At 63.8% G+C, this 26,282-nt stretch carries 25 protein-coding genes; 10 read left to right on the forward strand and 15 right to left on the reverse strand.

Features of this window, described 5'->3' with window-relative positions; translation table 11 throughout:
- Positions 1-70 precede the first annotated feature (70 nt).
- Positions 71-736 (reverse strand): heme exporter protein CcmB, encoded by a 666-nt coding sequence (gene ccmB / locus ACP15D_RS11635; protein ID WP_424957659.1) that lies wholly within the window; start codon positions 734-736, stop codon positions 71-73.
- The gene (gene ccmA, locus ACP15D_RS11640) at positions 733-1,389 is read right to left on the reverse strand and encodes a heme ABC exporter ATP-binding protein CcmA (protein ID WP_424957660.1); all 657 of its coding nucleotides are present in this window, start codon (positions 1,387-1,389) and stop codon (positions 733-735) included. The genes ccmB and ccmA overlap by 4 nt, the downstream gene beginning before the upstream one ends.
- 265 nt (positions 1,390-1,654) lie before the next feature.
- Between ccmA and acnA the strand changes: the two genes are divergently transcribed.
- Both acnA and ACP15D_RS11650 read left to right on the forward strand, forming a co-directional pair.
- On the forward strand, positions 1,655-4,357 hold the full coding sequence (gene acnA / locus ACP15D_RS11645; protein ID WP_424959224.1) for an aconitate hydratase AcnA: 2,703 nt from the start codon (positions 1,655-1,657) through the stop codon (positions 4,355-4,357).
- Positions 4,358-4,793: 436 nt separating this feature from the next.
- Positions 4,794-5,516 carry a DUF1223 domain-containing protein gene (locus ACP15D_RS11650; protein ID WP_424957661.1) on the forward strand — a complete coding sequence of 241 codons (723 nt, stop codon included), beginning with the start codon at positions 4,794-4,796 and terminating at the stop codon, positions 5,514-5,516.
- A gap of 291 nt (positions 5,517-5,807) precedes the next feature.
- Here the strand turns inward: ACP15D_RS11650 and ACP15D_RS11655 are convergent, their stop codons facing one another.
- Positions 5,808-7,877 carry a M3 family metallopeptidase gene (locus ACP15D_RS11655; protein ID WP_424959225.1) on the reverse strand — a complete coding sequence of 690 codons (2,070 nt, stop codon included), beginning with the start codon at positions 7,875-7,877 and terminating at the stop codon, positions 5,808-5,810.
- A 539-nt stretch (positions 7,878-8,416) separates the two neighbouring features.
- Between ACP15D_RS11655 and ACP15D_RS11660 the strand changes: the two genes are divergently transcribed.
- On the forward strand, positions 8,417-8,806 hold the full coding sequence (locus ACP15D_RS11660) for a DUF2794 domain-containing protein (RefSeq protein WP_424957662.1): 390 nt from the start codon (positions 8,417-8,419) through the stop codon (positions 8,804-8,806).
- A 413-nt stretch (positions 8,807-9,219) separates the two neighbouring features.
- Here ACP15D_RS11660 and ACP15D_RS11665 read toward each other — a convergent pair whose 3' ends face one another.
- The 3 genes from ACP15D_RS11665 to ACP15D_RS11675 form a co-directional block, all read right to left on the reverse strand.
- Positions 9,220-9,963: a Bax inhibitor-1/YccA family protein gene (locus ACP15D_RS11665; RefSeq protein WP_424957663.1), complete on the reverse strand. Its 744-nt coding sequence runs from the start codon at positions 9,961-9,963 to the stop codon at positions 9,220-9,222.
- A gap of 155 nt (positions 9,964-10,118) precedes the next feature.
- Positions 10,119-12,692, reverse strand: coding sequence for an ABC transporter permease (locus ACP15D_RS11670; protein WP_424957664.1), 2,574 nt, complete (start codon positions 12,690-12,692; stop codon positions 10,119-10,121).
- Positions 12,689-13,384 (reverse strand): ABC transporter ATP-binding protein, encoded by a 696-nt coding sequence (locus ACP15D_RS11675; protein ID WP_244536061.1) that lies wholly within the window; start codon positions 13,382-13,384, stop codon positions 12,689-12,691. Before ACP15D_RS11675 ends, ACP15D_RS11670 begins: the two co-directional genes overlap by 4 nt.
- Before the next feature lie 30 nt (positions 13,385-13,414).
- On the opposite strand from ACP15D_RS11675, the gene ACP15D_RS11680 reads away from it, so the two are divergent.
- Positions 13,415-14,215 carry an arylesterase gene (locus ACP15D_RS11680; RefSeq protein ID WP_424957665.1) on the forward strand — a complete coding sequence of 267 codons (801 nt, stop codon included), beginning with the start codon at positions 13,415-13,417 and terminating at the stop codon, positions 14,213-14,215.
- Positions 14,216-14,232: 17 nt separating this feature from the next.
- Complete coding sequence (gene thpR / locus ACP15D_RS11685; RefSeq protein WP_424957666.1) at positions 14,233-14,811, forward strand: RNA 2',3'-cyclic phosphodiesterase; 579 nt, start codon at positions 14,233-14,235, stop codon at positions 14,809-14,811.
- A gap of 255 nt (positions 14,812-15,066) precedes the next feature.
- Here thpR and secB read toward each other — a convergent pair whose 3' ends face one another.
- The gene (gene secB / locus ACP15D_RS11690) at positions 15,067-15,579 is read right to left on the reverse strand and encodes a protein-export chaperone SecB (protein ID WP_424957667.1); all 513 of its coding nucleotides are present in this window, start codon (positions 15,577-15,579) and stop codon (positions 15,067-15,069) included.
- 113 nt (positions 15,580-15,692) lie between these two features.
- Positions 15,693-16,265, reverse strand: coding sequence for an FxsA family protein (locus ACP15D_RS11695; RefSeq protein ID WP_424957668.1), 573 nt, complete (start codon positions 16,263-16,265; stop codon positions 15,693-15,695).
- Between the two features lie 156 nt (positions 16,266-16,421).
- On the opposite strand from ACP15D_RS11695, the gene ACP15D_RS11700 reads away from it, so the two are divergent.
- From ACP15D_RS11700 to ACP15D_RS11710, 3 genes are all read left to right on the forward strand, one after another.
- Entirely contained in the window at positions 16,422-17,162 is a 741-nt protein-coding gene (locus ACP15D_RS11700) for a Tim44/TimA family putative adaptor protein (RefSeq protein ID WP_424957669.1), read from the forward strand.
- 206 nt (positions 17,163-17,368) lie between these two features.
- Positions 17,369-18,583 (forward strand): murein transglycosylase A, encoded by a 1,215-nt coding sequence (locus tag ACP15D_RS11705; protein ID WP_424957670.1) that lies wholly within the window; start codon positions 17,369-17,371, stop codon positions 18,581-18,583.
- A complete protein-coding gene (locus ACP15D_RS11710) occupies positions 18,553-19,221 on the forward strand; it encodes a Smr/MutS family protein (RefSeq protein WP_424957671.1) in 669 nt (222 codons plus the stop codon). The genes ACP15D_RS11705 and ACP15D_RS11710 overlap by 31 nt, the downstream gene beginning before the upstream one ends.
- Positions 19,222-19,249: 28 nt before the next feature.
- On the opposite strand, the gene ACP15D_RS11715 is transcribed toward ACP15D_RS11710, so the two are convergent.
- Both ACP15D_RS11715 and ACP15D_RS11720 read right to left on the reverse strand, forming a co-directional pair.
- Positions 19,250-19,753, reverse strand: a complete 504-nt coding sequence (locus ACP15D_RS11715) for an invasion associated locus B family protein (RefSeq protein WP_424957672.1) — start codon at positions 19,751-19,753, stop codon at positions 19,250-19,252.
- 61 nt (positions 19,754-19,814) lie between these two features.
- The gene (locus tag ACP15D_RS11720) at positions 19,815-20,390 is read right to left on the reverse strand and encodes an RNA methyltransferase (RefSeq protein ID WP_424957673.1); all 576 of its coding nucleotides are present in this window, start codon (positions 20,388-20,390) and stop codon (positions 19,815-19,817) included.
- Positions 20,391-20,497: 107 nt separating this feature from the next.
- On the opposite strand from ACP15D_RS11720, the gene ACP15D_RS11725 reads away from it, so the two are divergent.
- Both ACP15D_RS11725 and ACP15D_RS11730 read left to right on the forward strand, forming a co-directional pair.
- Positions 20,498-21,472 carry an NADPH:quinone oxidoreductase family protein gene (locus tag ACP15D_RS11725; RefSeq protein ID WP_424957674.1) on the forward strand — a complete coding sequence of 325 codons (975 nt, stop codon included), beginning with the start codon at positions 20,498-20,500 and terminating at the stop codon, positions 21,470-21,472.
- A gap of 90 nt (positions 21,473-21,562) precedes the next feature.
- Positions 21,563-22,231, forward strand: a complete 669-nt coding sequence (locus ACP15D_RS11730; protein ID WP_424957675.1) for a DUF2865 domain-containing protein — start codon at positions 21,563-21,565, stop codon at positions 22,229-22,231.
- A 163-nt stretch (positions 22,232-22,394) separates the two neighbouring features.
- Here ACP15D_RS11730 and dnaQ read toward each other — a convergent pair whose 3' ends face one another.
- From dnaQ to ACP15D_RS11755, 5 genes are all read right to left on the reverse strand, one after another.
- A complete protein-coding gene (dnaQ, locus tag ACP15D_RS11735; protein ID WP_424957676.1) occupies positions 22,395-23,111 on the reverse strand; it encodes a DNA polymerase III subunit epsilon in 717 nt (238 codons plus the stop codon).
- A 32-nt stretch (positions 23,112-23,143) separates the two neighbouring features.
- The gene (coaE, locus tag ACP15D_RS11740) at positions 23,144-23,761 is read right to left on the reverse strand and encodes a dephospho-CoA kinase (protein ID WP_424957677.1); all 618 of its coding nucleotides are present in this window, start codon (positions 23,759-23,761) and stop codon (positions 23,144-23,146) included.
- Positions 23,755-24,591 carry a shikimate dehydrogenase gene (locus ACP15D_RS11745; protein ID WP_424957678.1) on the reverse strand — a complete coding sequence of 279 codons (837 nt, stop codon included), beginning with the start codon at positions 24,589-24,591 and terminating at the stop codon, positions 23,755-23,757. The genes coaE and ACP15D_RS11745 overlap by 7 nt, the downstream gene beginning before the upstream one ends.
- Entirely contained in the window at positions 24,588-25,202 is a 615-nt protein-coding gene (locus ACP15D_RS11750) for a Maf family protein (protein ID WP_424957679.1), read from the reverse strand. The genes ACP15D_RS11745 and ACP15D_RS11750 overlap by 4 nt, the downstream gene beginning before the upstream one ends.
- Before the next feature lie 101 nt (positions 25,203-25,303).
- Positions 25,304-26,161: a pyruvate, water dikinase regulatory protein gene (locus ACP15D_RS11755; RefSeq protein WP_424957680.1), complete on the reverse strand. Its 858-nt coding sequence runs from the start codon at positions 26,159-26,161 to the stop codon at positions 25,304-25,306.
- Positions 26,162-26,282 lie beyond the last annotated feature (121 nt).

The raw sequence follows: 26,282 nt of genomic DNA on the forward strand, positions 1-26,282 counted from the left end.
CTGCGTTGCAGTAAGGTGAACTCCCTGAGCCCACGCCCGACTGCCCGCTCCCTGTTGCCCACTGCCCTTCTTATTGCATCTGCAGCCGCAGCGCAGCCGCCGCGGCGAGGGGGCAAAGCACCACCGAGGCCAGCGACAGGGCGATGAGGATCAGGAAGGCACTCGCCGTACCCGAAGCCCCGAGCAGCCCATTGATGGCCGCCATGCCGAAAATCAGCGTCGGCACATAGAGCGGCAGCACCAGCAGCGCAATCAGCAGGCCCCCCCGGTAGGCCCGCAAGGTCAGCGCCGCGCCCACCGCGCCGATGAACGAGATCGCCGGCGTCCCGGCCAACATCGTCCCGAACAAAAGCGGGTAGGCGCTGAGTTCGAGATTAAGGAGCAGGCCCAGCACCGGAGCCATCAGCGCCAGCGGAATACCGGTCGAGATCCAGTGCGCCAGCGCCTTCGCCCCGACCACAAGTTCCATCGGCAACCGCCCGGTAGCGAGCACATCCAGCGTGCCGTCCTCGTAGTCGGACGAGAACACCCGCCCGAGCGACAGCAATGCTGCCAGCAGCAGCGCGATCCACAGCACGCCCGGCGCAATCCTCGACAGCAGATTGAGGTCAGCCCCGAGACCTAAAGGCAGCAGCGTGACCACTAGCATGTAGAACCCGAGCGCCGTGCCGAGCGCACCGCCCTGGCGCACCGCCAGCCGAAGGTCGCGGCTGAGAAGGGCAATGAACGCACTCATGCGGACACCTGCGCCCGTCCGAGCTGCATCGACTGCACGCTCGCCAATTCCATCGGCAAGTGCGTCGCGATCACCGCCATCCCGCCCGCTTTGAGGTGCGCGTCTATGGCATCGGTCAGCACCTTCACCGAGGCAACGTCCAGCGACACCGTCGGCTCATCCAAGAGCCAGATCGGCCGCTTTGCGACGGCGAGGCGCGCAAGGCCGAGACGCCGCTTCTGGCCGGCGGAAAGATACCCCGCCGGAATTTCCGCCAGCGCATCGAGCGCGAACTGCTCCAGCGCATCCTCCACCCGATCCGCCGTGGTCTGCTTCCCATCGACGGGCCCCGCCAGATACGTCGCCCAGAAGGCGAGGTTCTCCTTCACCGTCAGGTGCGTCTTTATCCCGTCGAGATGTCCGACGAAATGACACACCTCGGCGACTTCGCCGGATTCGCTGCTGCCTTCGAAGGCACCGCTCTCTCCGCGCAGTTTCACCGTTCCCTCACTTGGGCGTAAATAACCGGCCAAGGCGCGCAGAAGTGTCGATTTTCCCGAGCCATTCGGCCCAGTCAGCAGCAGCGCCGTCCCGCTTTCCAGCACGAACGAGACGCCATTCGCAATTCTGCGAGCGCCCCGCTCCAAGGTTAGATTTTCAGCAACGAGCTGCACGGCTCTTGATCATCCGTGTGTCAGAATGCGCTAGCGAAGAGGTGGGAAAATCCCGCAAGATGGGCAATGGATGCGCGCTGGACTGGCGGGTCGGACGCAATAAGCCATCGGTTCCCCGTGGACAAGGCTTCCGAGCTGCCGACCTTACCAGCTTAAACGCGCGCCGTCCCCCGCCGTACTATCGGCAGGGTTGACGATCGGGGAGTAACGGCTATCGCAGGCCGTCGACTGCGAAACGAAGGAGACGAATTTGAAAGACGCGCAGCTGGTGTCGCTGGACAGCTTCAAGTGTCGCAAGACGCTGTCCGCGGGAGGTAAGACCTACACCTATTATTCGCTGCCGGAGGCCGAGAAGAACGGCCTCGAGGGCATTTCGCAGCTTCCATATTCCATGAAGGTCCTCCTGGAGAATCTGCTCCGCCACGAGGACGGCCGCACGGTCACCAAGACCGACATCGAAGGCGTCGCCGCCTGGCTCGTCGATAAGGGCAAGGCCGGCAGGGAGATCGGCTTCCGCCCCGCCCGCGTCCTCATGCAGGACTTCACCGGCGTGCCCGCGGTCGTCGACCTCGCCGCCATGCGCGACGGCATGAAGGCCCTCGGCGGCGACCCAAAGAAGATCAACCCGCTCGTCCCCGTCGACCTCGTCATCGACCACTCGGTCATCGTCGACGATTTCGGCTCTCCCCAGGCCTTCGCCCACAACGTCGAGCTCGAGTATCAGCGCAACGCCGAGCGCTATAACTTCCTCAAGTGGGGCCAGGGCGCCTTCGACAATTTCCGCGTCGTCCCGCCCGGCACCGGCATCTGCCACCAGGTGAATCTGGAATTCCTCGCCCAGACCGTCTGGACCCGCACCTACGCCGACGGCACCGTCCTCGCCTACCCTGACACGCTCGTCGGCACCGACAGCCACACCACCATGGTCAACGGCCTCGCCGTGCTTGGCTGGGGCGTCGGCGGCATCGAGGCCGAGGCCGCCATGCTCGGGCAGGCACAGTCGATGCTGCTGCCCGAGGTCATCGGCTTCAAGCTCACCGGCAAGCTCAATGAGGGCGTCACCGCCACCGACCTCGTGCTCACCGTCACGCAGATGCTGCGCAAGAAGGGCGTCGTCGGCAAATTCGTCGAGTTCTACGGCCCCGGCCTCGACTCCATGTCGCTCGCCGACCGCGCCACCATCGCCAACATGGCACCAGAATACGGCGCCACCTGCGGCTTCTTCCCGGTCGACGACGAGACTCTCAACTACCTGAAGATCTCCGGCCGCGAATCCTCGCGCATCGACCTCGTCGAGGAATACGCCAAGGCGCAGGGCATGTTCCGCGTCTCGGGCTCGGCCGATCCGGTCTTCACCGACACGCTGGAGCTCGATCTCGCAACCGTCGTGCCGTCGATGGCCGGCCCCAAGCGTCCCGAGGGCCGCATTGCCCTGACGGACATTTCCTCCGGCTTCGCCAGCGCACTCGAGTCCGAATACAAAAAGCCAGGCGAACTCGCAAAGCGCGTGCCCGTCAAAGACCGTGCCTTCGACATCGGCCATGGCGACGTCGTCATAGCCGCCATTACATCCTGCACCAACACCTCGAACCCCAGCGTACTCATCGCCGCCGGCCTCTTGGCCAAGAAAGCGGCCGAGAAGGGCCTCACCTCCAAGCCGTGGGTGAAGACCTCGCTCGCGCCTGGATCGCAGGTCGTCTCCGCCTATCTGGATAAGGCAGGACTGCAGCCATACCTCGACAAGATCGGATTCAACCTCGTCGGTTTCGGCTGCACCACGTGCATCGGTAACTCCGGTCCGCTGGCACCAGAAATCTCCGCCGCCATCAACGAGAACGGCGTCGTCGCCGCGGCCGTCCTCTCCGGAAACCGCAACTTCGAAGGCCGCGTCAGCCCCGACGTGCAGGCGAACTATCTGGCCTCGCCCCCGCTCGTCGTCGCTTACGCACTCGCCGGCTCGGTGCAGAAGGATCTCACCAAAGAACCGCTCGGCATCGGCAGCGATGGCCAGCCGGTCTATCTCAAGGACGTCTGGCCCACCTCCCACGAGATCCAGAAGTTCATCGTCGAGAACGTCACGCGCGAGTTGTTCCTCGACCGCTACGCCGACGTATTCAATGGCGACGCCAACTGGCGCGCCATCGACACCAGCGCAGGCCTCACCTACGCGTGGGATGACGAATCCACTTACGTGCGCAATCCGCCGTACTTCGAGCAGATCGAAAAGACGCCCACGCCCATCACCGACATCAAGGGTGCGCGTATTCTCGGTCTCTTTGGCGACAAGATCACCACCGACCACATCTCGCCCGCGGGCTCGATCAAGACCGCTTCACCCGCCGGCAAATATCTCACCGACCACAACGTCGCCGTCGCCGACTTCAACCAGTATGGCACCCGCCGCGGCAATCATGAGGTCATGATGCGCGGCACGTTCGCCAACATCCGCATCAAGAACTTCATGGTGCGCGACGATGCCGGCAACGTGAAGGAAGGCGGCTGGACGGTGCACTATCCATCCGGCGAGCAGATGTCGATCTACGACGCCGCCATGCGCTACAAGGCCGACGAGGTCCCGCTCGTGGTCTTCGCTGGCGTGGAGTACGGCAACGGCTCCTCGCGCGACTGGGCGGCAAAGGGCACCAACCTGCTCGGCGTTCGCGCGGTGGTCGCGCAATCCTTCGAGCGCATCCACCGCTCCAACCTCGTCGGCATGGGCATCGTGCCCTTTGTCTTCGAGGAAGGGACCAGCTGGCAGACGCTCGGCTTGAAGGGCGATGAGGTCGTCAACATTCCGGGCCTCATCACCATCCAGCCGCGCCAGAAGATGGAGGCCGAGATCATCTCGGCCGATGGCTCGGTGAAGAAGGTGCCGATCCTCTGCCGCATCGATACCCTCGACGAGCTCGAGTACTTCAGGAACGGCGGCATCCTGCACTACGTGCTGCGCAACCTCGCCGCCGCGTGAGCCCTACCTTCTCCCTCCCCCTTGCGGGGGAGGGCCCGGGAGGGGGGTGACGAATGCTCCCGCGCCCCCCTAGGCCGCGAAGCGGCAAGGCGCCGTCGCTTCGATCGCCCGAGCACCTACCAGCAAGGGCGTGAATCGGCAGCGCCAAGTTCACACCAATCCACACGCCGCGGACCTTTTTCGTCGCAGAGCGACAAGGCGCCAAGGTCGCCCGCGCCCAGTGGCGCGGGTTTCAGCGTGTTCGACGGGTGCTGTCGAACAAGCTTCTCCCCACTTGTGTCACCCAAAAATCTCGTGAGAACACAGCTTTGTGAGTTCTGTTGTATCGTTGCACCCGGCGCCTAGTCTTATAGAGCAAACCCTTTCGGTGTATTTTGCCACCATGCGGCTAGCTCCAACCATCACCTTGACCTGTCTCGCGGCCTGCGCCCTGTTCATGCCGGCCCCTGCGTCGCTGGCCCAGGATGTCCCGCCCGGCATTAACCCGTCGTTCCCGCCCTACAAGAACGTCCTCGAGCTGTTCACCAGCCAGGGCTGCGACACCTGCCCGCCCGCCGATCACGTGCTTGCCGGCTTCGCCGATCGCCCGAACGTCATCGCCATCACGCTGCCCGTCGACATCTGGGACTATCTCGGCTGGAAGGACACGCTCGCCTCCGACAAGAACTCCGAGCGCCAGCGCGCCTACGCCAAAGCCCGCGGCGATGGCGCCATCTACACGCCCCAGGTCGTCGTCAACGGCATGATCGGCGTGAACGGCTCCAACGCCGACGCCATCGAGGACGCGCTCAAGATCACCGACGAGGCGCTGCGCGGCGCCCGCATCCCCATACGCTTCTGGTATGAGCGCAACACCATCAAGATCGAAACCGGCGACGCCCCCGCCGGCTACCACTACAAGGACGCCACCATTTGGTTCGCCGTCGTGCAGAAGCGCGCCGAGGTGCCGATCGAGCGCGGCGATAACAAGGGCAAGACCCTCACCTACACCAACATCGTCCGCGAGATGCTGCCCGTCGGATCATGGAACGGCAAGGCGATGAGCCTGCAATTGGCCCGCACCGCCATCATGCGCCCCGAGACCGAGGCCGCTGTCGTACTCCTTCAGGAAGGCAAAGCCGGCCCCATCATCGGCGCCGCCTGGACCGGCCTCTGGTAGCCCGTCTCAACGCCATTCCGACGCACCTCTCCGGCGACACCCTGTCATCCTCGGCTTCATGCCGAGGATCCATCGCTCCACAAACTCGAACGCTCACTGCAACAGGATGGGTGGGTCCTCGGGACAAGCCCGAGGATGACGGGCTGGGAAGTCCCGCCGTCGCCGGGACGCTATAGCAGCCGCGCAGCGGCAAGGCGCCAAGGGCGCCCGGCGCTAGCGCCGGGCATCAACTCGCGAGACGCCCGCCGCATACAAAGCTTCCTGCAGCTTGTGTCGCCCCCTAAAGCAAACCTAGCTCGCCAGCCCACGCTTCTTCAGCATGCCCTTGATCTCCGGCGGGCGTCCGCGGAACGCGACATACGCCTCCAGCGGATCGCGCTGATTGCCGCCAGAATAGATGAACTTGCGCAGCTTCTTCGCCGTCGCCTTGTCGAAGTGATCGCCCGCCTCCTCGAACGCGGCGAACGCGTCGGCGTCCATCACCTCTGACCACAGGTAGCTGTAATAGCCCGCCGCATATCCGCCCATGATGTGCAGGAAGTGCGGGATCCGGTGCCGCATCACGATCTCACTCGGCATGCCCAGCCGCTTCAGCGTCTCGCTCTCGAACTTGCCGACATCCACGTCTCCCTCGTCCTCGCGCGCATGCAGCTCCATGTCGACGAACGCCGACGCTAGATACTCGATGGTCGAGAAACCCTGGTTGAAGTTGCGCGCCTTCTTGATCCGCTTCAAAAGCTTCGGCGGCATCGGCTTGCCGGTTTCGTGGTGAAGAGCGAACTTCTCCAGCGTCGCCGGCACCATCAGCCAGTGCTCGTAAAGCTGCGACGGCAGTTCGACGAAATCACGCGTCACCGCCGTGCCCGAGATCGACGGATACGTCACGTCGGACAACAGCCCGTGCAGCCCGTGCCCGAACTCGTGGAACAGCGTGCGCGCATCGTCCAGCGATAGCAGGCTCGGCGTCGCCTCATCGCCCTTCGCGAAGTTCATCACGTTGACGATGATCGGCGCCACCTCGCCCGCCACCTTCGACTGCGAGCGGAACGCGCTCATCCACGCGCCGGAACGCTTCGACGGCCGCGCGTAGTAGTCGCCGAGGAACACGCCGACATGATCGCCACGCTTGTTCGTCACTTCCCAGACGCGCACATCCTCGTGGTAGCGCGGCGCATCCTTCATCTCCTTGAACTTCAGTCCGAACAGCTTGCCCGCGGTCTCGAACGCCGCCGCGATCACGTTGTCGAGCTTGAAGTACGGCCGCGTCGAAGCCTCGTCGACGTCATAGAGCGCCTTGCGCTCCTTCTCCGCGAAGTAGCGCCAGTCCCACGGCGCGATGGCGAAATTGCTGCCCTCTGACCGCGCCCGCGCCTGCAGCGCGTCGCGCTCCTCACCGGCACGCTTCACCGCCGGATCCCATACCGCTGTCAGCAGATCGCGCACGCTGCCGGGCGTCTTCGCCATCGTCTCTTCCAGCGAGTAGTCGGCGTAAGTCTTGAACCCGAGCAGATTGGCGAACTCGGTGCGCAGCGCCACGATCTCCGCGGTAATGGCGCGGTTGTCCGTCTCCTTGCCCATCTCGCCGCGGCGGATCCAGGCGTTGAACGCCTGCTCGCGCAGGTCGCGACGCGACGAGAACTGCAGGAACGGCTCGACCGAGGAGCGCGACAGCGTGATCACGTACTTGCCGGCAAGGCCCGCGTCGGCAGCCGCACGCGCCGCTGCATCGCGCAGCGCCGTGGATAGGCCTTCCAGATCGCTCTCTTCCAGCACCATGCGCCAGGACTGCTCGTCCTTCAGCACGTTCTGTGAGAATTGCGTGGCGAGCGTCGCCAGCCGCTGATTGATCTCGCCCACGCGAGCCTTTTGCTTGGCCCCAAGCTTCGCGCCTGCGCGCACCAGCCACTTGTAGCGCAGCTCCAGCACGCGCCGCTGCTCGTCGTCGAGGCCCAGCGTATCGCGCCGCTCATAGAGATCCTCGACGCGCTTGAATATCTTGGAGTTCAGCATGATCGCCGTCTCGTGCGCGGCGAGCTTCGGCGCCATCTCACGCTCGATCGCCTGCAACGCATCGTTCGTATCGGCACCGGTGAGGTTGTAGAAAACCGAGGCGACCTTATCGAGCAGCCGTCCGCTCTTCTCCAGCGCCACGATCGTGTTGGCGAAGGTCGGTTTCGCCTCCTGATTGGCGATGCGCGCGATGTCGGCCTTATGCTCCTTCAACGCCTCCGCGAACGCGCCTTTGTAATGATGCGGCTCGATCTTCGCGAATGGTGGAATACCGAATGCAGCACTCCAACGCGTCAGCAGCGGATTGCTCGGCTTCTTGCGTGCCGGCAGCTTCGCGCGCGCCTTCGCCACCCGCGCTGCGACTTTCTTCTGCGCCGCCGACTTCACTTTCGATTTTTCCGACTTCTTCGCCACGTCATCCGCTCCATGCCGCGCGCCCGGCCTCGAGCGCTTTGCATGCAAGGTAGACATCGGCGCGCGAACGTCCAGATGCGCGTGGCGACAAACCACGCTCACACCGCGCAAAAATCGGGGCGAGCAAAAAAATTGGGCCGGCTGGGGGACCGGCCCATTTGGGGGAGATGAAGTACTACGGGAAAGCTACCAGAAACCCGGCCCTGAAGCTGCCCGGGGGCTGGGGGGCTGAGAATCCAAGCGGCTTCACTCGGACCGGGTCTCTAGGCAACTGTTGATACATTCGCTTCCCTTTGGGGCGGATCGTTGTCGAGGTCGGGGAGCGAATTTGACTATGTCGGGGTGATTCCGTGCCCCTCACCTGCGCGCTTTGCGCACAGCCACACATCGCCGATCGGCATATTTCCTGGCAGTCTGGTGCTTGAAATCGTCGGCAACCGGCGCAATCATGACGATATAGCGACAGGGAGGAGCCATTGAGCGAATCCGACCCGATAGTTTTTGCGCCGCCCCAGGCAGGCGGCTCTCGCAGCACATCCGCCGCATCCGGCCCGCTACCCGAATCACAACGTCACACGGCATTCACCCGGCAGGAACTCACCGCCATCCTCGCCGTCTACGGTCGCAAGGTCGCCGCTGGCGAATGGCGCGACTACGCCATCGACTTGGGCCGCGATAAAGCGGTCTTCTCGGTCTTCCGGCGATCCAGCGAAATCCCGCTCTACCGCATCGAGAAGAACCCCAAGCTTGCGCGCAAGCAGGGCGCCTACAGCGTCGTCGCGCCCGCTGGCCTCATACTCAAACGCGGTCATGATCTTCTGCGCGTGTTGAGCGTCCTCGACCGCCCCCGCCTCGTCTCCGCCTGATCCCCTCTCCCCGCTTGCGGGGAGAGGGCCAGGGTGAGGGGCAGCCACTCATTGCACCCCGAGACTGTCATCGCCCCCGCAAATTTGTGCCGAGCCTCCGCCCTTGTCTCGGGTGTGGGCGTGGCTGCGACGGCGCTATTCTTCGCCGCGAAGCGGCAATGCGCCAAGGGCGCCCGGCGCAAGCGCCGGATAGCAGATCGCGGAACGCCTGCCGCAAACAAAGCCTCTCTCAGTTCGCGGCACCCAAAAAGCGCCGCATAGCGGCAAGGGCCCAAGGGGCCCCGCGCCTAATGGCGCGGACGTCAGCTAGCGCGACATCTGCCGCACACACAGCTTCTTTCAGCCCGCGTCACCCAAACAAAAAGGCCCCGAAGCGTAAGCTTCGAGGCCTTCAAGAGCGTCTTCGTCCAGAACTACTCGCGCTGACCGAACAGGTTGAGCAGCATCATGAACATGTTGATGAAGTCGAGGTAGAGGCTGAGAGCGCCCATGATCGCGCTCTTCGCCGCCAGCTCTGCATTACCGGCCACCTGGAAGTAGGTGTCCTTGATGCGCTGCGTGTCGTAGGCGGTGAGGCCGGCGAACACGAGCACGCCGATCACCGAGATCGCGAACTGCAGGCCGCTCGAGCCGAGGAAGATGTTCACGATCGAGGCAAGGATGACGCCGATCAGACCCATGAACAGGAATGAGCCCCAACCGGAGATGTCACGCTTGGTCGTGTAACCCCACAGGCTGAGCGCACCGAACGTCGCCGCGGTGATGAAGAAGATCTGCGTGATCGACTGGCCGGTGAAGACCAGGAAGATCGACGACAGCGAGATGCCCATCACGGCAGCGAACGCCCAGAAGGTCATCTGCGCCGCACTGGTGCTCATCTTCTCGATCCGGAAGGACAGGAAGAACACGAAGCCGAGCGGGGCGAGCATCACGACCCACTTCAGCGGAGAATTGTACAGCGCCTCGCCGAACGGCGTGATCTGACCGCCAGAAACGGCAAACGAGTACGTCAGATAGGCGGCAATGCCCGTAAGGGCCACGCCGGCGGCCATATAGTTGTAGACGCCAAGCATGTAGGAGCGCAGGCCCTGGTCTACCGTAGCCGACGTGCGGCCCGGATAGGCTGGAGTTGCGTACCTGTTGTCGAGCTGAGACATATTTCTATCCCTAAGATCCCTTGGTTCGGCCAAACGTAGCCAAATCGCGTAACGAAATATGATCTGCGACTGCGAACCTTTCAAGGCTTACGAAAATGTAAGAATCGACAGCCAGCACACGCGCCATCGGACACATTTGTCGCTTTTTCAATAGCTTACTCTGATCGAAGGTACGGCACCGCCGGAGCCCGCAGAATCGCCCACGTACCCGCACCCCCGAAAAGGAAGACCAGGCCCACCGACACGGCGAGCGCCAAAGCCACCGCGCTGACTGAGAACACGAACGGAACGTGCATCAGCTGCGTCACCACGATCGACGCCGCGAGGGCCCCGAGACCCACCGCAAACAGCGCCGTCACCGCCGCCAGGATCAGGTACTCCAGGAAGTGCGCGGTCAGGATCCGCCGCCGCGTCGCCCCGAGCGTCTTCAGGATCACCGCCTCTAAAATCCGCCGCCGCTGCGCCGTCGCCAGCGCCCCCGCTAGAACCAGCGCGCCCGCAATCAGCGTCACGCTCCCTGCCGCCCGCACTGCCGTCATCACCTTCGTGAAGACGTCATTGACCATCACCAGCACGTCCTTGACGCGAATGGCCGTCATCGACGGATAGGCCTTCGCCACCTCGCGCATCGCATCGCCCTCGGTGGATAGCGACGTGCCCGGTGGCAGCGACACTGTCACCAAGAGGTTGTGCGGCGCTCCCCGCAGCGTGTTGGGCGAGAACAGCATCACGAAGTTGATGGCGAGGCTTTCCCAGTGGACTTCGCGCAGGCTCGTGATCTTCGCCGCCACGTTGCGCCCCAGCACATTGACCGTGACCGTATCGCCAAGCTTCAGCCCCAGCTTCTTCGCCAGCTCCGCCTCGAACGACACCAGCGGCTCGCCGTCGTAGTCCTTCGGCCACCACTCACCCTCGACCACACGCGAGCCCGGCGGCACGTCATCCGAATAGGAAAGACCGCGGTCGCCATTCAGCACCCACTGCGCTTCCGGCGGCGCCTTCACCTCTTCCACCGGCACGTCATTGAGCCGCACCAGCCGTCCGCGCAGCATCGGCGCCTCGTCCAGCACCGCACCCGGGATTTGCCGCGTGATCAGCCCACGCATTGCCGCGAAATCGTCCTTCGGCACATCGAGCACGAAATAGTCGGGCGACGAGGATGGGAGCCGCTGCTGCAGCTCCCGCACTAACGAGGCATCGGCCAGCGCCACCGCTACCAGCAGCGACAACCCCGCACCCAGCGACAGCACCACCGAACGCGTCAATCCGCCGGGAGAGCCGAGATTGGCAATCGCCAAAGACAGCTCCGGATAGCGCGGCCGCGGGACGCGACGCGCCAGCCACGTCACCGCCAGGCCCAGCGCATAGAACACTGCGAACACCACCACGAGCCCGACGGCGAAAAAGACGGCAATGCGCTGCGAATCGGACGTCAGCGCCGCAAACGCGAATAGCGCCAGCGCAATACCGACCGTGCTCACGATCACCCACGGCCGCGGCAGCGCCCGTTCAGAGGAAACCTCGTCGCGAAACAGCATAGACGCGCTGACGCGCTCCACCCGCCCCAGCGGCCACAGCGTGAACAGCAGCGCCACGCCAAAGCCGTAGACCAGTGCCGTCACGATGCTGAGCGGCGTCACCGTCATTTCCGCGGCAATCGGCAACAGATCGCCAAACAGCCAATCGAGCACGAACGGCGCCAGCATGCCGAGCGCGAGCCCGATACCGACACCCACCGCGGCGACCGCCATCACCTCGGCGAGAAAAATCCCGAGCACCATGCGGCTCGTCGCGCCGATGCTCTTCATCGTCGCGATCACCTTGCGCCGCTTGTCGATGAACGTCGCCACCGCATTGGCGATGCCGACACCGCCGACCAGCAGCGACGTCAGCCCCACCAGCGTCAGAAATTGCCGCAACCGCTCCAGCGTGCGCGTCACCTGCGGAGAAGGATCGCGCCGATCCGCAATCGTGAAGCCCGAATCCGACAGCTCGCTGTCGATCCGGTTGCGCAGCGCCAGCAGCTCGTTATCGCTGGCTGCAGCGTCCCCGAGCTTGAGCGCATAGCGCCAGCGCACCAGCGTGCCCGGCTTGATCAGGCCCGTCTTTTCCAGCGTAGCTTCCGAGATCAGCACGCGCGGACCGTACGTCAGCCGGTCGGTGATACCATCAGGCTCTGACTTCAGCGCGCCGGCAACCTTCACCCGCGCATCGCCCAGGCCCATCTCGTCGCCGACCTTGAGCTTCAGCCGCTCCAGCAGCGCCGGATCGACCACCGCGCCCTCGGCCAGCGCATCCTTCAGCTCAATCCCGTCCGCGATCTCTACCTTGCCGACTAGCGGATAAGCGTCATCGACGGCCTTCAATTCAGCCAGCGCCTGATCGCTGGCATCAGGACGCCGCGCCATCGTGCGCATCGTGCCCGTCTCGCTGACGAGCCCGAACGTGTCGATGATCGCCCGCTCTTCTTCGTCGGCTTTGACGTGCGTTCGCGCCAGCGTCGCATCGCCACCGAGAATCGCCTCGCCCTGACGCTCGAAGCCGCCACGCAATGCATCGGACACCGCGCCGACGCTCGTGATCACCATCACGCCCAGCGCGACGCAGGCAATGAAAATGCGAAAGCCGGAAAATCCGGCTCGCAGCTCGCGCGCGGCAATGGAAAGGATCAGCGGCAGCGTGACTTGCCCCGCGTTCGGCGATGAATTGAGTGTATCTGCTGCCGTCACGTGAGGGCGGCCTCCGTGTCGGTGTCGACGCGCCCATCCGACATGCGGATGGTGCGCTCGCACGCCGACGCCAGACGCTCATCGTGCGTCACCAGAATGAGCGTCGCGCCGCGCCGTCGCTGCAAGCCGAACAACAGGTCGATCACCTGCCCGCCCGTCAGCCGGTCGAGATTGCCCGTCGGCTCGTCCGCCAGAATGAGCTTCGGCCGCCGGCTCAGCGCCCGCGCAATGGCAACACGTTGCTGCTCGCCGCCGGAAAGCTGCGCCGGAAAATGCTCCATGCGATGGCTGAGGCCGACTTCCTGCAACAATTCGCGCGCCGTCACCGTCGCGTCGGCTGCACCCGCAAACTCCAGCGGCAGCGCCACATTCTCCAGCGCCGTCATCGTCGGCACGAGATAGAACGACTGAAAAACGATGCCCAGCGAGGCCCCGCGCATCAGCGCCAGCTCATCCTCGGACATATTGGAAAGGTCGTGCCCGGCCACCTTCACCTGGCCGCTGGTCGCCCGTTCGAGCCCCGCCATCACCATCAGCAGCGATGTTTTTCCCGATCCGGACGGCCCGACGATGGCAAGCGACTGCCCCTCGCGCGCCTTGAGATCGACATCCCGCAGAATGCTCACCGGCCCCGCTCTGCTGGGCAGCGTGAGGCGTACATTCTTCAAATCGACAATCGGCTCGGTCACGATTCCTCTTTGCGGTATGCCGGGAGGGAAGGCTTGTCTGAACTTGACGGCGCCTTTACGTCATTGGGGAACGTTGGGGCCATCCTTGATCTGTCGGGGAGAAGCATGAAGCCGATGTCTGCAGGAAGCAACGCTTTGGCCTCGTCTCAGGTGGTATCTAAGACGGCGCTCGTCAACATTTTGACGGCGCTGGTCGTTTTTCTCAGCGCCGCAGCTGGCATCCAGATTGCGAGCGCCGCCGCAGATTCGGCCAAACCCGTCCGCATTGTCGCATTCGGCGACAGCCTCACCTCGGGCTACGGTCTGCGTCAGAGCCAGGCCTTTCCCGTGCAGCTGCAAAAGGAATTGCGCGCACGCGGCCACAACGTCGTCGTCTCCAACGCCGGTGTCGCCGGTGACACCACGGCAGCCGGTCTTGCGCGCTTCGACTGGTCCATCGGCGACGACGTCGACGCTGTCATCCTCGAGCTCGGCGCCAACGACGCGTTGCGCGGCATCGACCCCAAGGTCACGCGCGAAAACCTGCGGAAGATCCTGGACCTGCTCAATAAGCGCGGCATCCCTGTGCTGCTCACCGGCATGCGCTCGCCCGCCAACTGGGGCGACACCTACTCCGACGATTTCGACGCCATCTTTCCCGATCTCGCCAAGGAGCACGCTCTGGTGTTCTATCCCTTCTTTCTCGAAGGCGTGGTGCTGAACGCCAAGCTGAACCAGAAAGACGGCATGCATCCGAACTCCAAGGGCGTCGCCGAGATCGTCCGCCAGATCACGCCGTCGGTGGAAGAGCTGATCGCCCGCGTCGAGGCACGCCGCACCACACCCAAGAGCTGATTGAGAAAGGTCGAGCTATGCCGCGCCTGTTCACGGGCATCGAAATCCCCGCTGAGCAGCGCGAGGAAATCGCGCGGCTCAAGATCCCGCTCCCCGGCGGTGGCCGCTGGACCGAACCCACCGACCTGCATCTGACGCTGCGCTTCGTTGGCGATATCGAGCGCCCGCAGGCAACCGAATTTGCCGATCGCCTGGAATCGATCGATCTCGACGCCTTCGAGTTGCGCCTGTCCGGCATCGGCGTCTTTGGCGGCAACGAGCCGCGCTCGATCTGGGCCGGCGTGGAGGAGTCAGCGCCGCTTGAAGCACTGGCCCGCGCCTGCGACCGCGCCGCCCGATCGGCAGGGCTTCCGCCCGATGGCCGTCAATACAAGCCGCACGTCACGCTCGCACGCCTGAAATATGCCAGCGCCGACGACGTGGCGCACGTGCTCCAGCGCCTCGGCGCCTTCCGCACCAAGCCCTTCATTGTCTCGCGCTTCGTGCTGTTCTCGGCCAAACCGAAAACCGGCGGCGGACCCTACGCGATCGAGGAAGCCTTCAACCTCCGGGGCGGCGAATACGCCCACGACCTCGATCTAGACTACGGCTGGTAACAACTCACGCGGGCAGGACCTCGCCGTCATCCTCGGCTTCATGCCGAGGATCCACCGCGCACTAGCTCCGACGGTCACGCCTGGAGGATAGCTGGGTCCTCGGGACAAGCCCGAAGATGACGTCGTCGAGCGACTGGCCGCGAAGCGGCAAGGGCCCAAGGGGCCCCGCGCCAAGTGGCGCGGGTTTCCGCTTGCGCGACGTCAGCCGCAGAACAAGCTTCTATCGGCTCGTGTCAGCCTCAGCTAAAGACCAAACTAATTCTTCAATTCGGTCTCTGCCCGCGCGCGCATCTCTTGCTGGCGGCTCATGTAGAGCGAAGCGAAGTCGAACGGATCGAGCAGCAGCGGCGGGAAACCGCCTTCACGCGTCAGGTCCGCTACGATCCGGCGCACGAACGGGAACAGGATCGTCGGGCAGTTGACCAGGAGGAACGGCTCGAGCGCCTGCTCGGGAATGTTCTCGATCCGGAACAGGCCCGAATAGACCAGCTCGAGCTGATAGATCTCGCCGTTCTTGTTGACCGCCTGCGCGTTGAAATCGATCGTGCTCTCGTACAGCGACGGGCCCATGCCCTTGGCGCCCACGTTGATTGAGAGCTGCAGGTTCGGCTGATCGCCCGGATCCTTGATGATCCTCTCGATGTTCGGGTTCTCGAACGAGAGATCCTTGATGTACTGCGCGACGACCTTCACCTGAACCGGCGGCGGGGCAGACTTAGCGGCCTCGTCTGGTTTGCCATTGCCGTTGCCATTATTGGAGCTGGCCATCGAAGAATTCCATCATCATGAGTGTTGCAACCGAGGCGGGCTAGCTAACACGCAGGCAACGCTGCGACAATCGTGCTGTGGGGCTCCCCGCACGGCCTTCCGCGATAGGCCGGCTAACGCGGGCGGTCATCGTCATCGAGACGCTCGTACGTGCCCTCGATGATGATTGGCTCTTTGGCTCCCGAAGCGTCTCGATCTGCTTGCGGGCCGGTCGGCCGGCCCCTGCCGTCCCGCCGGGCGTCGGTGAAGCCGGGAATGACTGCCCCGAGAATAAGCCGGCGCAGCGGCGGCACCAGCAGCGCAAGGCCCAGCGCGTCGGAGATGAAGCCGGGCAGGATCAGCAGGCTGCCGGCGAGAATAACGACGTAGCCATCGACCATCGAGGCGAAGGCAAACCCGCCCCGGCTCATGCTGTCGAACATTCGCCCGACCATCGAAACGCCCTGGTTACGTATGATGAGCATGCCGCCGACTGCTGCCAAAACAAGCAGCCCCAGCGTTGCCCAGAAGCCGATCGCCTGGCCGACTTCGATCAGCACGGCAATTTCCAGCAGTGGGAACCCCAGCAAAAGCAGCAGTGTAAAGGCGCGCACCGGCGACAACATTTTCGACTGTTCACCTCGCACTAGCGGGTTGTTGAGCATGCCACCCGTCAGCTTGCCATCGGCCTGCAATCGGGTTGGCATTGCAGCATTTGTGCCTTACCTTGGAGTAAGACCACTCTAAACCCCTTGATGGCGGATCGGATGAGGCCCATCGCCCCCTTGGGCCGGGATTAAGACACGATCATATATTGCTGTCGTATCCAGTCACGCTGTTGATTGCCAGGAAGGCAGCCGTCCATGGAGAAGATCGATCTCTTCACCCTTATCTCGCTCATTGTCGCGGTCATCGTGATTCTGAAGCTGAGAAGCGTCCTTGGACGCCGCACGGGTGACGAGGAAGCCCGCGTCGAGCGCTATCGCACCGAGCGGGCACGTCAGGAGGCCGCCGCCTCCGGCGACAACGTCGTCGCCATGCCCCGTCGTGAGCGCGATGCCCTGGCTCCCGCACCGGCCGGCGAAGTCACCGAAGTCGACGCCGAGGAGCGCATCAAGAACTATGCGGGTGCCGAACCGGCCGCCCGCGCCGGCCTCGTCGATATCGCTCGCCAGGATCCGGCATTCGACCCCGACAGCTTCATCCGCGGCGCCAAGCAGGCCTACGAGATGATCGTCACCGCATTTGCCGAAGGCAATCGCAAGCTGCTGCGCGACCTCCTCAGCCGCGACGTCTACGACGGTTTCAACCGCGCCATCACCGAGCGCGAGGCTCGCGGCGAGCAGGTCGACCAGAGCTTCGTCGGCATCGAGAAGGCCGACATCGTGGAATCGGAGCTGAAGAGCGGCATCGCCTCGGTCACTGTGCGCTTCGTCAGCGAGCTCATCTCCGCGACGCGCGACAAGGCTGGCGCGATCATCGGCGGCGACCCGCAGCGCATTAAGGAGGTCACCGACATCTGGACCTTCAGCCGCGATATCTCGTCAGCCAAGACACGCGCCGATCCGAATTGGCGTCTGATCGCCACGCAGTCGCCCGCCTGAGGTAGATTTGCACGCGGGGGCGTGCGAACGGAAAGGCTCTGGGTCGCGAGCACAGCGGCCGTTGGGTTCGAACTGGGGGAACGCGAGCGACCATGGCAGGCTATCGCGCCCTGGCTGCTATGTGTTGGTGGGTGGCCGCAGCCGCGGTCGCCCATGCTCAGTCATCCGCCCCACCCGCCTTTGCTCCCAGTTCCACGCCAGCAGCCATGAGCAACGACACCGCCCCGCGTCCCCCTGCCCCCGAGGCCCCCAAGAGCAACCAGCCAAAGCTGGAACCGGTGAGCTTTTCCGATCTCCCCAGCTGGGATACCGATGATCATCTCGCCGCTCTGAAGACCTTCCTGAAGTCTTGCGATGCAGTCGCCCGCATGGCCGGCAAATCTGTATCGGGTAAGGCGCTATCGCAGTGCCACGTCCCCGTCGGCGAGCTGGCCTCCACATGCCGGGCCGCGCAGGACCTAAAATCGCTCACCAAGGCGAAGGCCAAGGCCTTCTTTGAAACGCACTTCACCCCGCATCGCGTGGTGCAGACCAAATCCGCCGGACTGCTGACCGGCTATTACGAACCCGTGCTGGAAGGCTCACGCACGCGCCAGGGCAAATTCCAGACGCCGGTCTACAAGCGCCCCACCGATCTCACCAATGTCGTCGACGAAGCCGACCGCGCTTCCAAGCAGACGGGCTTCACTCACCTGCGCAAGACATCGACCGGCGAAACCTCGCCTTATCCCACGCGCGCCGAAATCGAGCAGGGCGCGCTTGCGGGCAAGGGCCTGGAGCTCCTCTACCTCGAAGACCCCGTCGAAGTTTTCTTCATGCACATTCAGGGCTCGGGCCGGATCCATCTCACCGACGGATCCAGTGTGCGCATCAATTACGATGGCAAGAACGGCTATCCCTACACCTCGATCGGCCGCTACCTGATCGACAACAACATCCTCCCCGCCCACAAGATGTCCATGCAGGCGCTCGGCAAATGGCTGCGCGAGGACAAGGCGCGCGGCCAGCAGATCATGTGGCAGAACAAGTCGTTCATCTTCTTCCGCGAGATCGGCGACACTGATGGCCCAGTGGGAGCCATGTCGGTCCCTCTGACGCCCGGCCGCAGTCTTGCCGTCGACACCGGATTCCACACGCTCGGCACACCCATTTATCTCAGCGTCCCCGCCCTCTCGCACGCCACGAAGGGCAAGGGCTTTAATCGTTTGATGGTGGCTCAGGACGTAGGCTCGGCGATCAAGGGCCCCGAGCGGGGCGACATCTACTTCGGCTCCGGCGCCTCGGCTGGAAAGATCGCAGGCACGACAAGGCATCAAGGCAACTTCTTCGTGCTGCTTCCCACGGTGACCCAGGCGGCCGGATCCGGCATCAGGTTCGGCGAGCACCTGAAATGGCACACGACCGTGAAGGCCGCCCAGTGAAGCACCCGGGTAAGAAAGCCGGGGCGCGTATTTCAAAGGAAGAACGCGAGCTCTGGGAGCACACTGCCCGCTCCATCGAGCCGATCAAGAGCAAGAAGGGCAGAGTTCACGCCGCGCTCGAAGATCTCGAGACCCCACCGACGCCGCCAACACGCGAGCCGGCCAGAAGTGCCGAGCCATCGAGGATACTGAAGCCCTCACCGCCCACATCGACGCCTTTGGTGCGCATCACCAAGGCGCCGCCCCCGCCATCCCCGCTCAATCTCGAACGCAAGAAGACGCGCAAGGTCAGCTCCGGCAAGATCGAGATCGAAGGCCGCATCGACCTTCACGGCATGCGCCAAAGCGAGGCACACGCTGCCCTGATGCGCTTTCTGAGCCGCGCCTACGCCAGCGGAAAGCGCTGGGTACTTGTCATTACCGGCAAGGGCGCACCCCAGCGCACCGCATATGACGAACGCTCAGATCGCGAAGGCGAGGAGCGCGGGGTCCTTCGCCGCAACGTGCCCCGCTGGCTGGCCGAGCCCGACGTTGCGCCGATAATCATCGGCTTCACTGCAGCCGCCATCCGCCACGGCGGCGAAGGCGCCCTTTACGTGCACCTGCGCAAGCGCCCCGGCGCTCCCGGCGACGACTGACCAACGCCACCGACTCCGCGGTTCGCAATCAGCCCGAGCAGGTTGCCGCGAGCTTGTCGAGGGCGGCGCTGATACCGCCCAGCGAGTACGTATCCGTCGTCGCCGTACCGCGCGCCGAGGTGGCCTTCACGAAGGCATTCGAGCCCTTCTTCAAAGCCTCGATCAGCTTCAGCTCCTCATTCGGATCCTGCACGAACCCGCGCTCGCCCTTAACGAACAGCTTGAAGGTATCGGTACCGACCGTGACCGACATGTCCGCGTCCGGCTTGACCGGATAGCCCACCTTCACGCTCGGCTCAGCCTTCACGCCCTCCTTCGGCCACGCCGAAATATAGAAGAAGATCGGGCCGCGATTGGCGCCCAGTGGCTCTACTGCCAACGGCTGCGCAGCGATGAAGCACACCGATTTCGGCGTCGCCGCATCCGCGTAGAGGCTCCATGAGCCCTGCTTCTCGACGAGTTCGACGGTCTGCGCCGAAGCGGCCGTCGCCAATGCGAAGGTCAGAATAGCTGACGCCATTGTCGTGCGCATAAGGCTCCCCTCCCCAGCTGAGCGCGATTTGAGGTGAGCATATGCACCCGTGACCCGAGTGTCACCCTTCGGGGCCCACCTTACCCCCGGTTTCGCGAGAGCGTGATCCATCGGCGGACGCTTTTGCCACCGGACCTCCCTCGCCCACTGGCCGATCCGGAAACCGCGCCATGGTGCGTACCCGGTCGTACATGACGATGGCCCCGGCCATGGCGACGTTGATGCAGAATTTCGTTGGGATGCGCACCACATGCTCGCACCGCGCCAGCAGCTCGTCCGACAGCGAACCCTGTTCCGGCCCCAGCACGTACGCGGCGCGCAACGGATGCCGGAAACTTGGAAGATCGACTGCATTTTCAACGAGTTCGATCCCGACGAGCTTGCACCCGTTGGGCAGCGCCATGTCGTCCAGGCTCGCCCAGTTGTAATGCGGCACGTGCAGCTGGCTCTTCGACGTATCGGCGAAGGCTTCCAGCGCCCGATAAGTTGCGCCCACTGTAAATGTGAAGCTGGCACCGAACCCGTGCGCCGAGCGCATCAGGTTGCCGAGGTTCAGCGATTTCGACATGCGCTCAGCGCCGATCGCGAAGTAACCGCGCGGCGTAGGCGGCCAGGTGCTCTGTTGTCTGTCGGTCATTTGGGCTCTCGTGCCCGGCGGCCGCTTGCGGCGCGATCCAGGGCGTGGTGGAAGGGCGTAGTCGATGGCGTTCCGGGTGAAATTACCCTGTTGGCGGGAGGTTTTACATGAAAGCAGCACTTTGCAAGAGCCTCGAGGGTCCCAGCGCGCTGGTCATCGACGATCTGGCCGTGTCGCAGCCTGGCCCCGGCGAGGTTCTGATCGACGTTAAGGCCGCCGCACTCAACTATTTCGACACCCTCATCACGCGCGGAAAGTACCAGTCAAAGCCCGACCTGCCGTTCTCCCCCTCTGCCGAGATTGCCGGCACCGTTGCCGCGCTGGGCCCGGGTGTCACTGGCCTGAAGGTTGACGAGCGCGTTGCCGCCTACATCGGCTGGGGCGGCGCCCGCGAGAAAGTCATCGCCAAGGCCGAAGCCGTCATCCCCATTCCGGACAGCGTCAACGACGTCGTCGCTGCCGGCGTCTCGGTCACCTACGGCACGGCCATTCACGGCCTCAAGGATCGCGCCCGCTTGCAGCCGGGCGAGAGTATCGCCGTGATGGGTGCCGCCGGCGGCGCTGGCCTTGCGGCGGTTGAGATCGCCAAGCTGATGGGCGCACGCGTCATCGCCGTCGCGTCCTCTCCTGAGAAGCTCGCCGTCACCAAGGCCCACGGCGCCGACGACGCGATTGATTACAGCGGCACCGACCTCAAGGATGCATTGCGCGCCCTCACTGGTGGCAAAGGCGTCGACGTCGTCTACGATTGCGTTGGCGGCGCCTCATCGGAGCAAGCTTTGCGAGCAACCGCATGGCAAGGCCGCTTCCTCGTCGTCGGTTTCGCATCCGGCGACATTCCCAAGATCCCGCTCAATCTGTTGCTGCTGAAGGGCTGCGATGCGCTGGGCGTTTTCTGGGGCGAAGCCGTGAAGCGCGATCCAGCTGGCCACCGCGCCAACATGGTGCAGGTGCTCGATTGGGTCGCGAAAGGCCAGCTCAATCCGCGCATCCACGGCACCTTTGCGCTGGATGACATTCGCGATGCGCTCGCCGTCATCGAGAAGCGCGAAGCCGTCGGCAAAGTCGTCCTGACGATTTAGCCGCGCAAAGACACGCGCATTCAGACTTTATTTGCCATGTTGGGCCGATGCTACGTCCGTTGAGTTTAGTTGCGGAGCGTCAGCGTCGAGATGCGTCAGTCGCGTGCCATGATGATTGCCCTCGGCGCGCTGGCCGCATCTGCTGCCGCGTACGAGCCCGCTTTCGCCGAGGGCTTCTTCTCCCGTCTGTTCGGTTGGGGCAATTCCCGCCCTGTCGAGCGCATGCCCGCGCCGACGTATAACTTCGGCTACGGCGGACAGCGCTTCGACTACGGCAACGGTTATTCCGAGGATGGCTGGCCGCGCGACAACACGCGCTACCGGTCGCTGTGCGTGCGCACATGCGACGGCTTCTATTTCCCCATCGGCGACAATGTCGGCCGCGAGCGTCTCTACCAGGATGCGCGCACCTGCCAGGCACGCTGCAATGGTGAAGCCCAGCTCTACTATTATCCAAACAACGGCGGCAGCATCGAAACCATGGTCGACATGGCTGGCCGCCCATACGCGCAGACATCGACGGCCTTCCTCTATCGCAAGCGCCTGGTCGAGGGCTGCACGTGCAAACCGGCGCCATGGTCGGCGGAAACCGCCGCGCGGCATCAGGGCTACAAGGATGATGATCGCGCGCTCTCTGAGATGCGCAATTCAGAGCAGCGCTACGCCGGCCAGCCCGCTAGCGACATCGGCGGTTATCTGATGCGCGAGAACGACGGCCCGCAGCAGACCCCCTGGGACGGCGGCCTCCGCCGCTACTAGAAATCAGCCGGCAGCCCCTCACCCGGAAGAATACCGCTAAGGCGAACGCGCCGCGAAACGGCAAGGCGCCAAAGGCGCCCGCGCCTTAGGAGCGGCTATCCACGCGCGCTGCGCTCACCGCATAACAAGCTTCTCGACACTCGTGTCAGTCTAGAAAAAACCTCTATCCAGCGTCGGCGACCATAAATTTCTTCCAGATCGCATTCTCCCCCAGCGAGACAACGAACTCTGCGTGCGCCCTTTCAAGGTCCACCGAGAGTCGAGGCAGCAGCGGGCTCGGCCGCTGTTGCGCATTGCCACGCTGCAAGGTCGTGATCTCGCCACCCTGCGCATTCGACGATCCCATCGATAGCTCGACGAACGCCGCCTGCCGTGCGCCCAGCAGCTCGATATAGACTTCGGCCAGCAGCAGCGAGTCGACGAGCGCGCCGTGCTTGGTGCGCTTGGTATTGTCGATGCCGTAGCGTTTGCACAAGGCATCGAGATTGTTCGGACCCGCGGGGTGGCGCCGCTTCGCTAGCTGCAGGGTACACGTGACGCGGTCCATCGCGATCTGCCCGAGCGACAAGCGCCCCAGCTCGAAATTCAAAAAGCCGATGTCGAACGCCGCATTGTGGATGACGAGCCCATCCTCGGCGATGAACTCCAGGAACGAGTGCGCCACCTGCGCAAACTTCGGCTTGTCACGCAGGAACTCCGTCGAGATCCCGTGCACGTTCTCGGCCTCTTTCGGCACGTCGCGCTCGGGATTGATGAAGCAGTGATACTCGCGGCCCGAAGGAATCCGGTTGATCAGCTCGATGCAGCCAATCTCGATCAGCCGGTCTCCCTTGTTCGGGTCGAGACCAGTCGTTTCCGTATCAAGGATGATTTCGCGCATTCTATTTTGACGCCGCGATTCGGCCCATCCGGTCAAGCCCACTCGCGGGCAAAAGCCTCGCCTGACCACGTCTCCAGCTCGGCGAGGATCTTATCGAGGTGCGCCTCGCTAGCCGCCGTCCCGCTGCCGGTGTCGACGACGAAATCCGCACGCGCGCGTTTCTCGGCATCCGGCATCTGCCGCGCCAGCAGCCCATCGAGCTTCGCTTTCGTCATACCGACGCGATTGAGCAGCCGCTCACGCTGGATCTCAGCCGGGGCGGAAAGCACGATCACCACGTCGACCAGCTTGTTCGCGTTGGTCTCAAAGAGCAGCGGAATCTCCAGAACCGCGATAGATGTGCCGCGCCGCGCTTCGGCGCGCAGGAAAGACCGCTCCGACTCCCGCACCATCGGGTGCACGATAGCCTCTAGCTCACGCAGCCGTTCGGGATGCGCAATAATCGCCGCACTCAACCGCGTCCGGTCGACACCTGCCTGCGTGGTCGTTCCCGGAAAAGCCCGCTCGATCCGTTCCACCGCTTTTCCACTGGCATAGAGGCGGTGCACCTCCGCATCGGCATCGAACACGGGCACGCCCCGCAAACGCAAAAAAGCTGCGGCTGTGGACTTCCCCATGCCAATCGAGCCAGTGAGCCCCACGATCAGCATTTTTTCCCCTCGACGTCGGCGATGAGAATTGCGCGCAGTTCGTCAGTCACCTGTGGGCGCACGCCGAACCATTTCTCGAACCCAGGCACAGCCTGATAGAGCAGCATCCCCAACCCATCCACGGTGCGCAAGCCCTCCCCGCGCGCTTCGACAAGCAGCTCCGTTTCAAGTGGCACATAGACAATGTCGGCGACGACGCAAGCCGGATTGAAGCCGGCAAAAACCATTCCCAGGGAACCGGCGCCCTTGAGACCCGCCGCGGTCGTGTTGACCAGCACGCAGGCCTCGCGCGATGCCTCGCTGCGCGCGTCCCAGTCGAACACCTTCACCCGCGGACCGAACGTTTGGGCGAGCACCTCCGCCCGCTGCCGCGTCCTGTTGAAAATGCGCACCTCGTCCACGCCGGCTTCGAGTAACCCGTGCACGATGGCCCGCGCCGCGCCGCCCGCGCCCAGCACGCACGCCGGCCCATCATGCGCTTTCCAGGCCGGAGCCGCATGGTCGAGGTTGGTCATGAAGCCGTATGTGTCGGTGTTGGCAGCGTGCAGCTTTCCACCTTCCAGCCACAAGGTATTCGCCGCTTGCACCGCGCGTGCCGAGGCCTCGCGCTCGTCCGCGATGGCGTAGGCCAACTCCTTGTGCGGCACCGTCACGTTGCAGCCAACGAAGCCGCGCCTGTCCAGCGAGCGCAAAAAGTCTGCGACCTCGTCCGGCCGCACCGCCTCTTTGATATAGCTGCCATCGATGCCGTACTTCATCAGCCAGTAGCCGTGAATGAGCGGTGATCGCGAATGCTCGATAGGCCAACCGATGACGCAGGCACGTTTCATGTCGACAAGATCCCACGCCAGCGCAGTTCGGTCAGCACCGGAAGCAGCGGCATGCCGAGAATCGTGAAATAGTCGCCATCAATCGCTTCAAAGAGCTGGATGCCGAGCCCTTCCAGCTCATAGGCGCCCACCGTCTGCGTGACGCGGTCGGCCGCTCGGTTCAGGTAGTCATCGAGGAAACCGTCAGAGAAATCGCGCATCGTCAGCTTCGCTGTACCAACGTGCGTAAAGCTCACCTTGCCGTCCTCGGCGAACACCACCGCGGAGTGCAACTCGTGCGTCCGCCCGCGCAACCGCTGCAACGCCTCACGCGCTGCTTCGATACTCGGTGCCTTGCTCAGCAATTCACCGTCGAGCGCCAGCACTTGGTCCGCGCCGATAACGACGCACCCAGCGCGCTTGCCGCTCACATCTTCCGCCTTCGCGATCGCCAGCTTCTCGGCGATCTTTTCCGGCGCAATGTGCTTGTCCTCGGCGAACAACTGCGCGCGAATCGCCGGCTCATCGACATCCGCCGCCTGCACCGTGAACGGCACGCCCGCTGCGGCCAGCATTTCCCGCCGCGCCCGGCTCCCCGACGCCAGAACAATCGCCCGCACACTCGTGCTCATTTGCACTCCTTAGCTTCTCTCCCTCCCCCCTTTGACGGGGGAGGGTTGGGGATGACGCGCTAAAACCAGGGCGCCCGCCACGAGATCGTGCACCCCACCCCTCAACCATCGCTGACGGTCTTTGCTTCTTCCTTCGCCGCATCGCGATCATGCAGCAGCTTCAGGATCTGCGCTGCCGACTCCTCCACCGAACGCCGCGTCACGTCGATCACCGGCCAGCCGTTCTGCGCGCACACCTTGCGTGAGTAGGCAATCTCCGCGTTGATGCGATCCCGATCGACGTAATCGCCAAGGTTGCGGTCGGCCAGCAGCATCGCCCGGTGCCGGCGCACCTCAGCGATGCGATCCGGGCTTGCAATCAGGCATACGACGAAAGCGCCATGCGGCTTCGTCAGCTTTTCGGGCAGCGGAATGGACGGCACCAACGGCACATTCGCCGTCTTGTATCCGCGCTGGGCGAGATAGATACAGGTCGGCGTCTTCGATGTGCGCGAGATCCCGAGCACAATGATATCGGCATCGTTGAGATCGTTGGGCAGATGCCCGTCATCATGCGCCATCGTGAAGTTCAGAGCATCGATGCGCCGGAAATAATCGGCATCGAGCACGTGCTGGCCGGCAACCGTGGGCGTCCGCGGCGCTCCCAAATAGCTTTCCAGCACCTGCATGATCGGCTGCAGAACGGCAAGGCAGGGAATCTTCAGTTCGCTGCAGCGCTTCTCCAGCTCCTCAGACAGCTCGTGATTGGTGATCGTATAGAGCACGATCCCCGGCGCCTGCTCGATCTCTTGCAGAACACGTTTCATCTGCCGCGCCGTTCTGACGAGCGGATGCACGTGCTCGATCGGACGCACCAGCGCGTACTGCACCGATGCCGCCTTTGCGATTGTGGTGAGCGTCTCGCCCGTCGAGTCCGACACGAGATGCAGGTGAAAGAAACTCGGCAAATCGCTTGCCATGACCCTCGCCATATCAGCGGGATGGAATGTTGATAACCGCCCTAGTTATCCCGAGAGGCACTGCAACTCGCCCGCTTGATGCCAGAGCCCCGTCTTCTCGTCCACGACACTCCCCACATTC

The sequence above is a fragment of the Hyphomicrobium sp. 1Nfss2.1 genome (assembly GCF_965243865.1).
GTDB lineage: Bacteria > Pseudomonadota > Alphaproteobacteria > Rhizobiales > Hyphomicrobiaceae > Hyphomicrobium_A.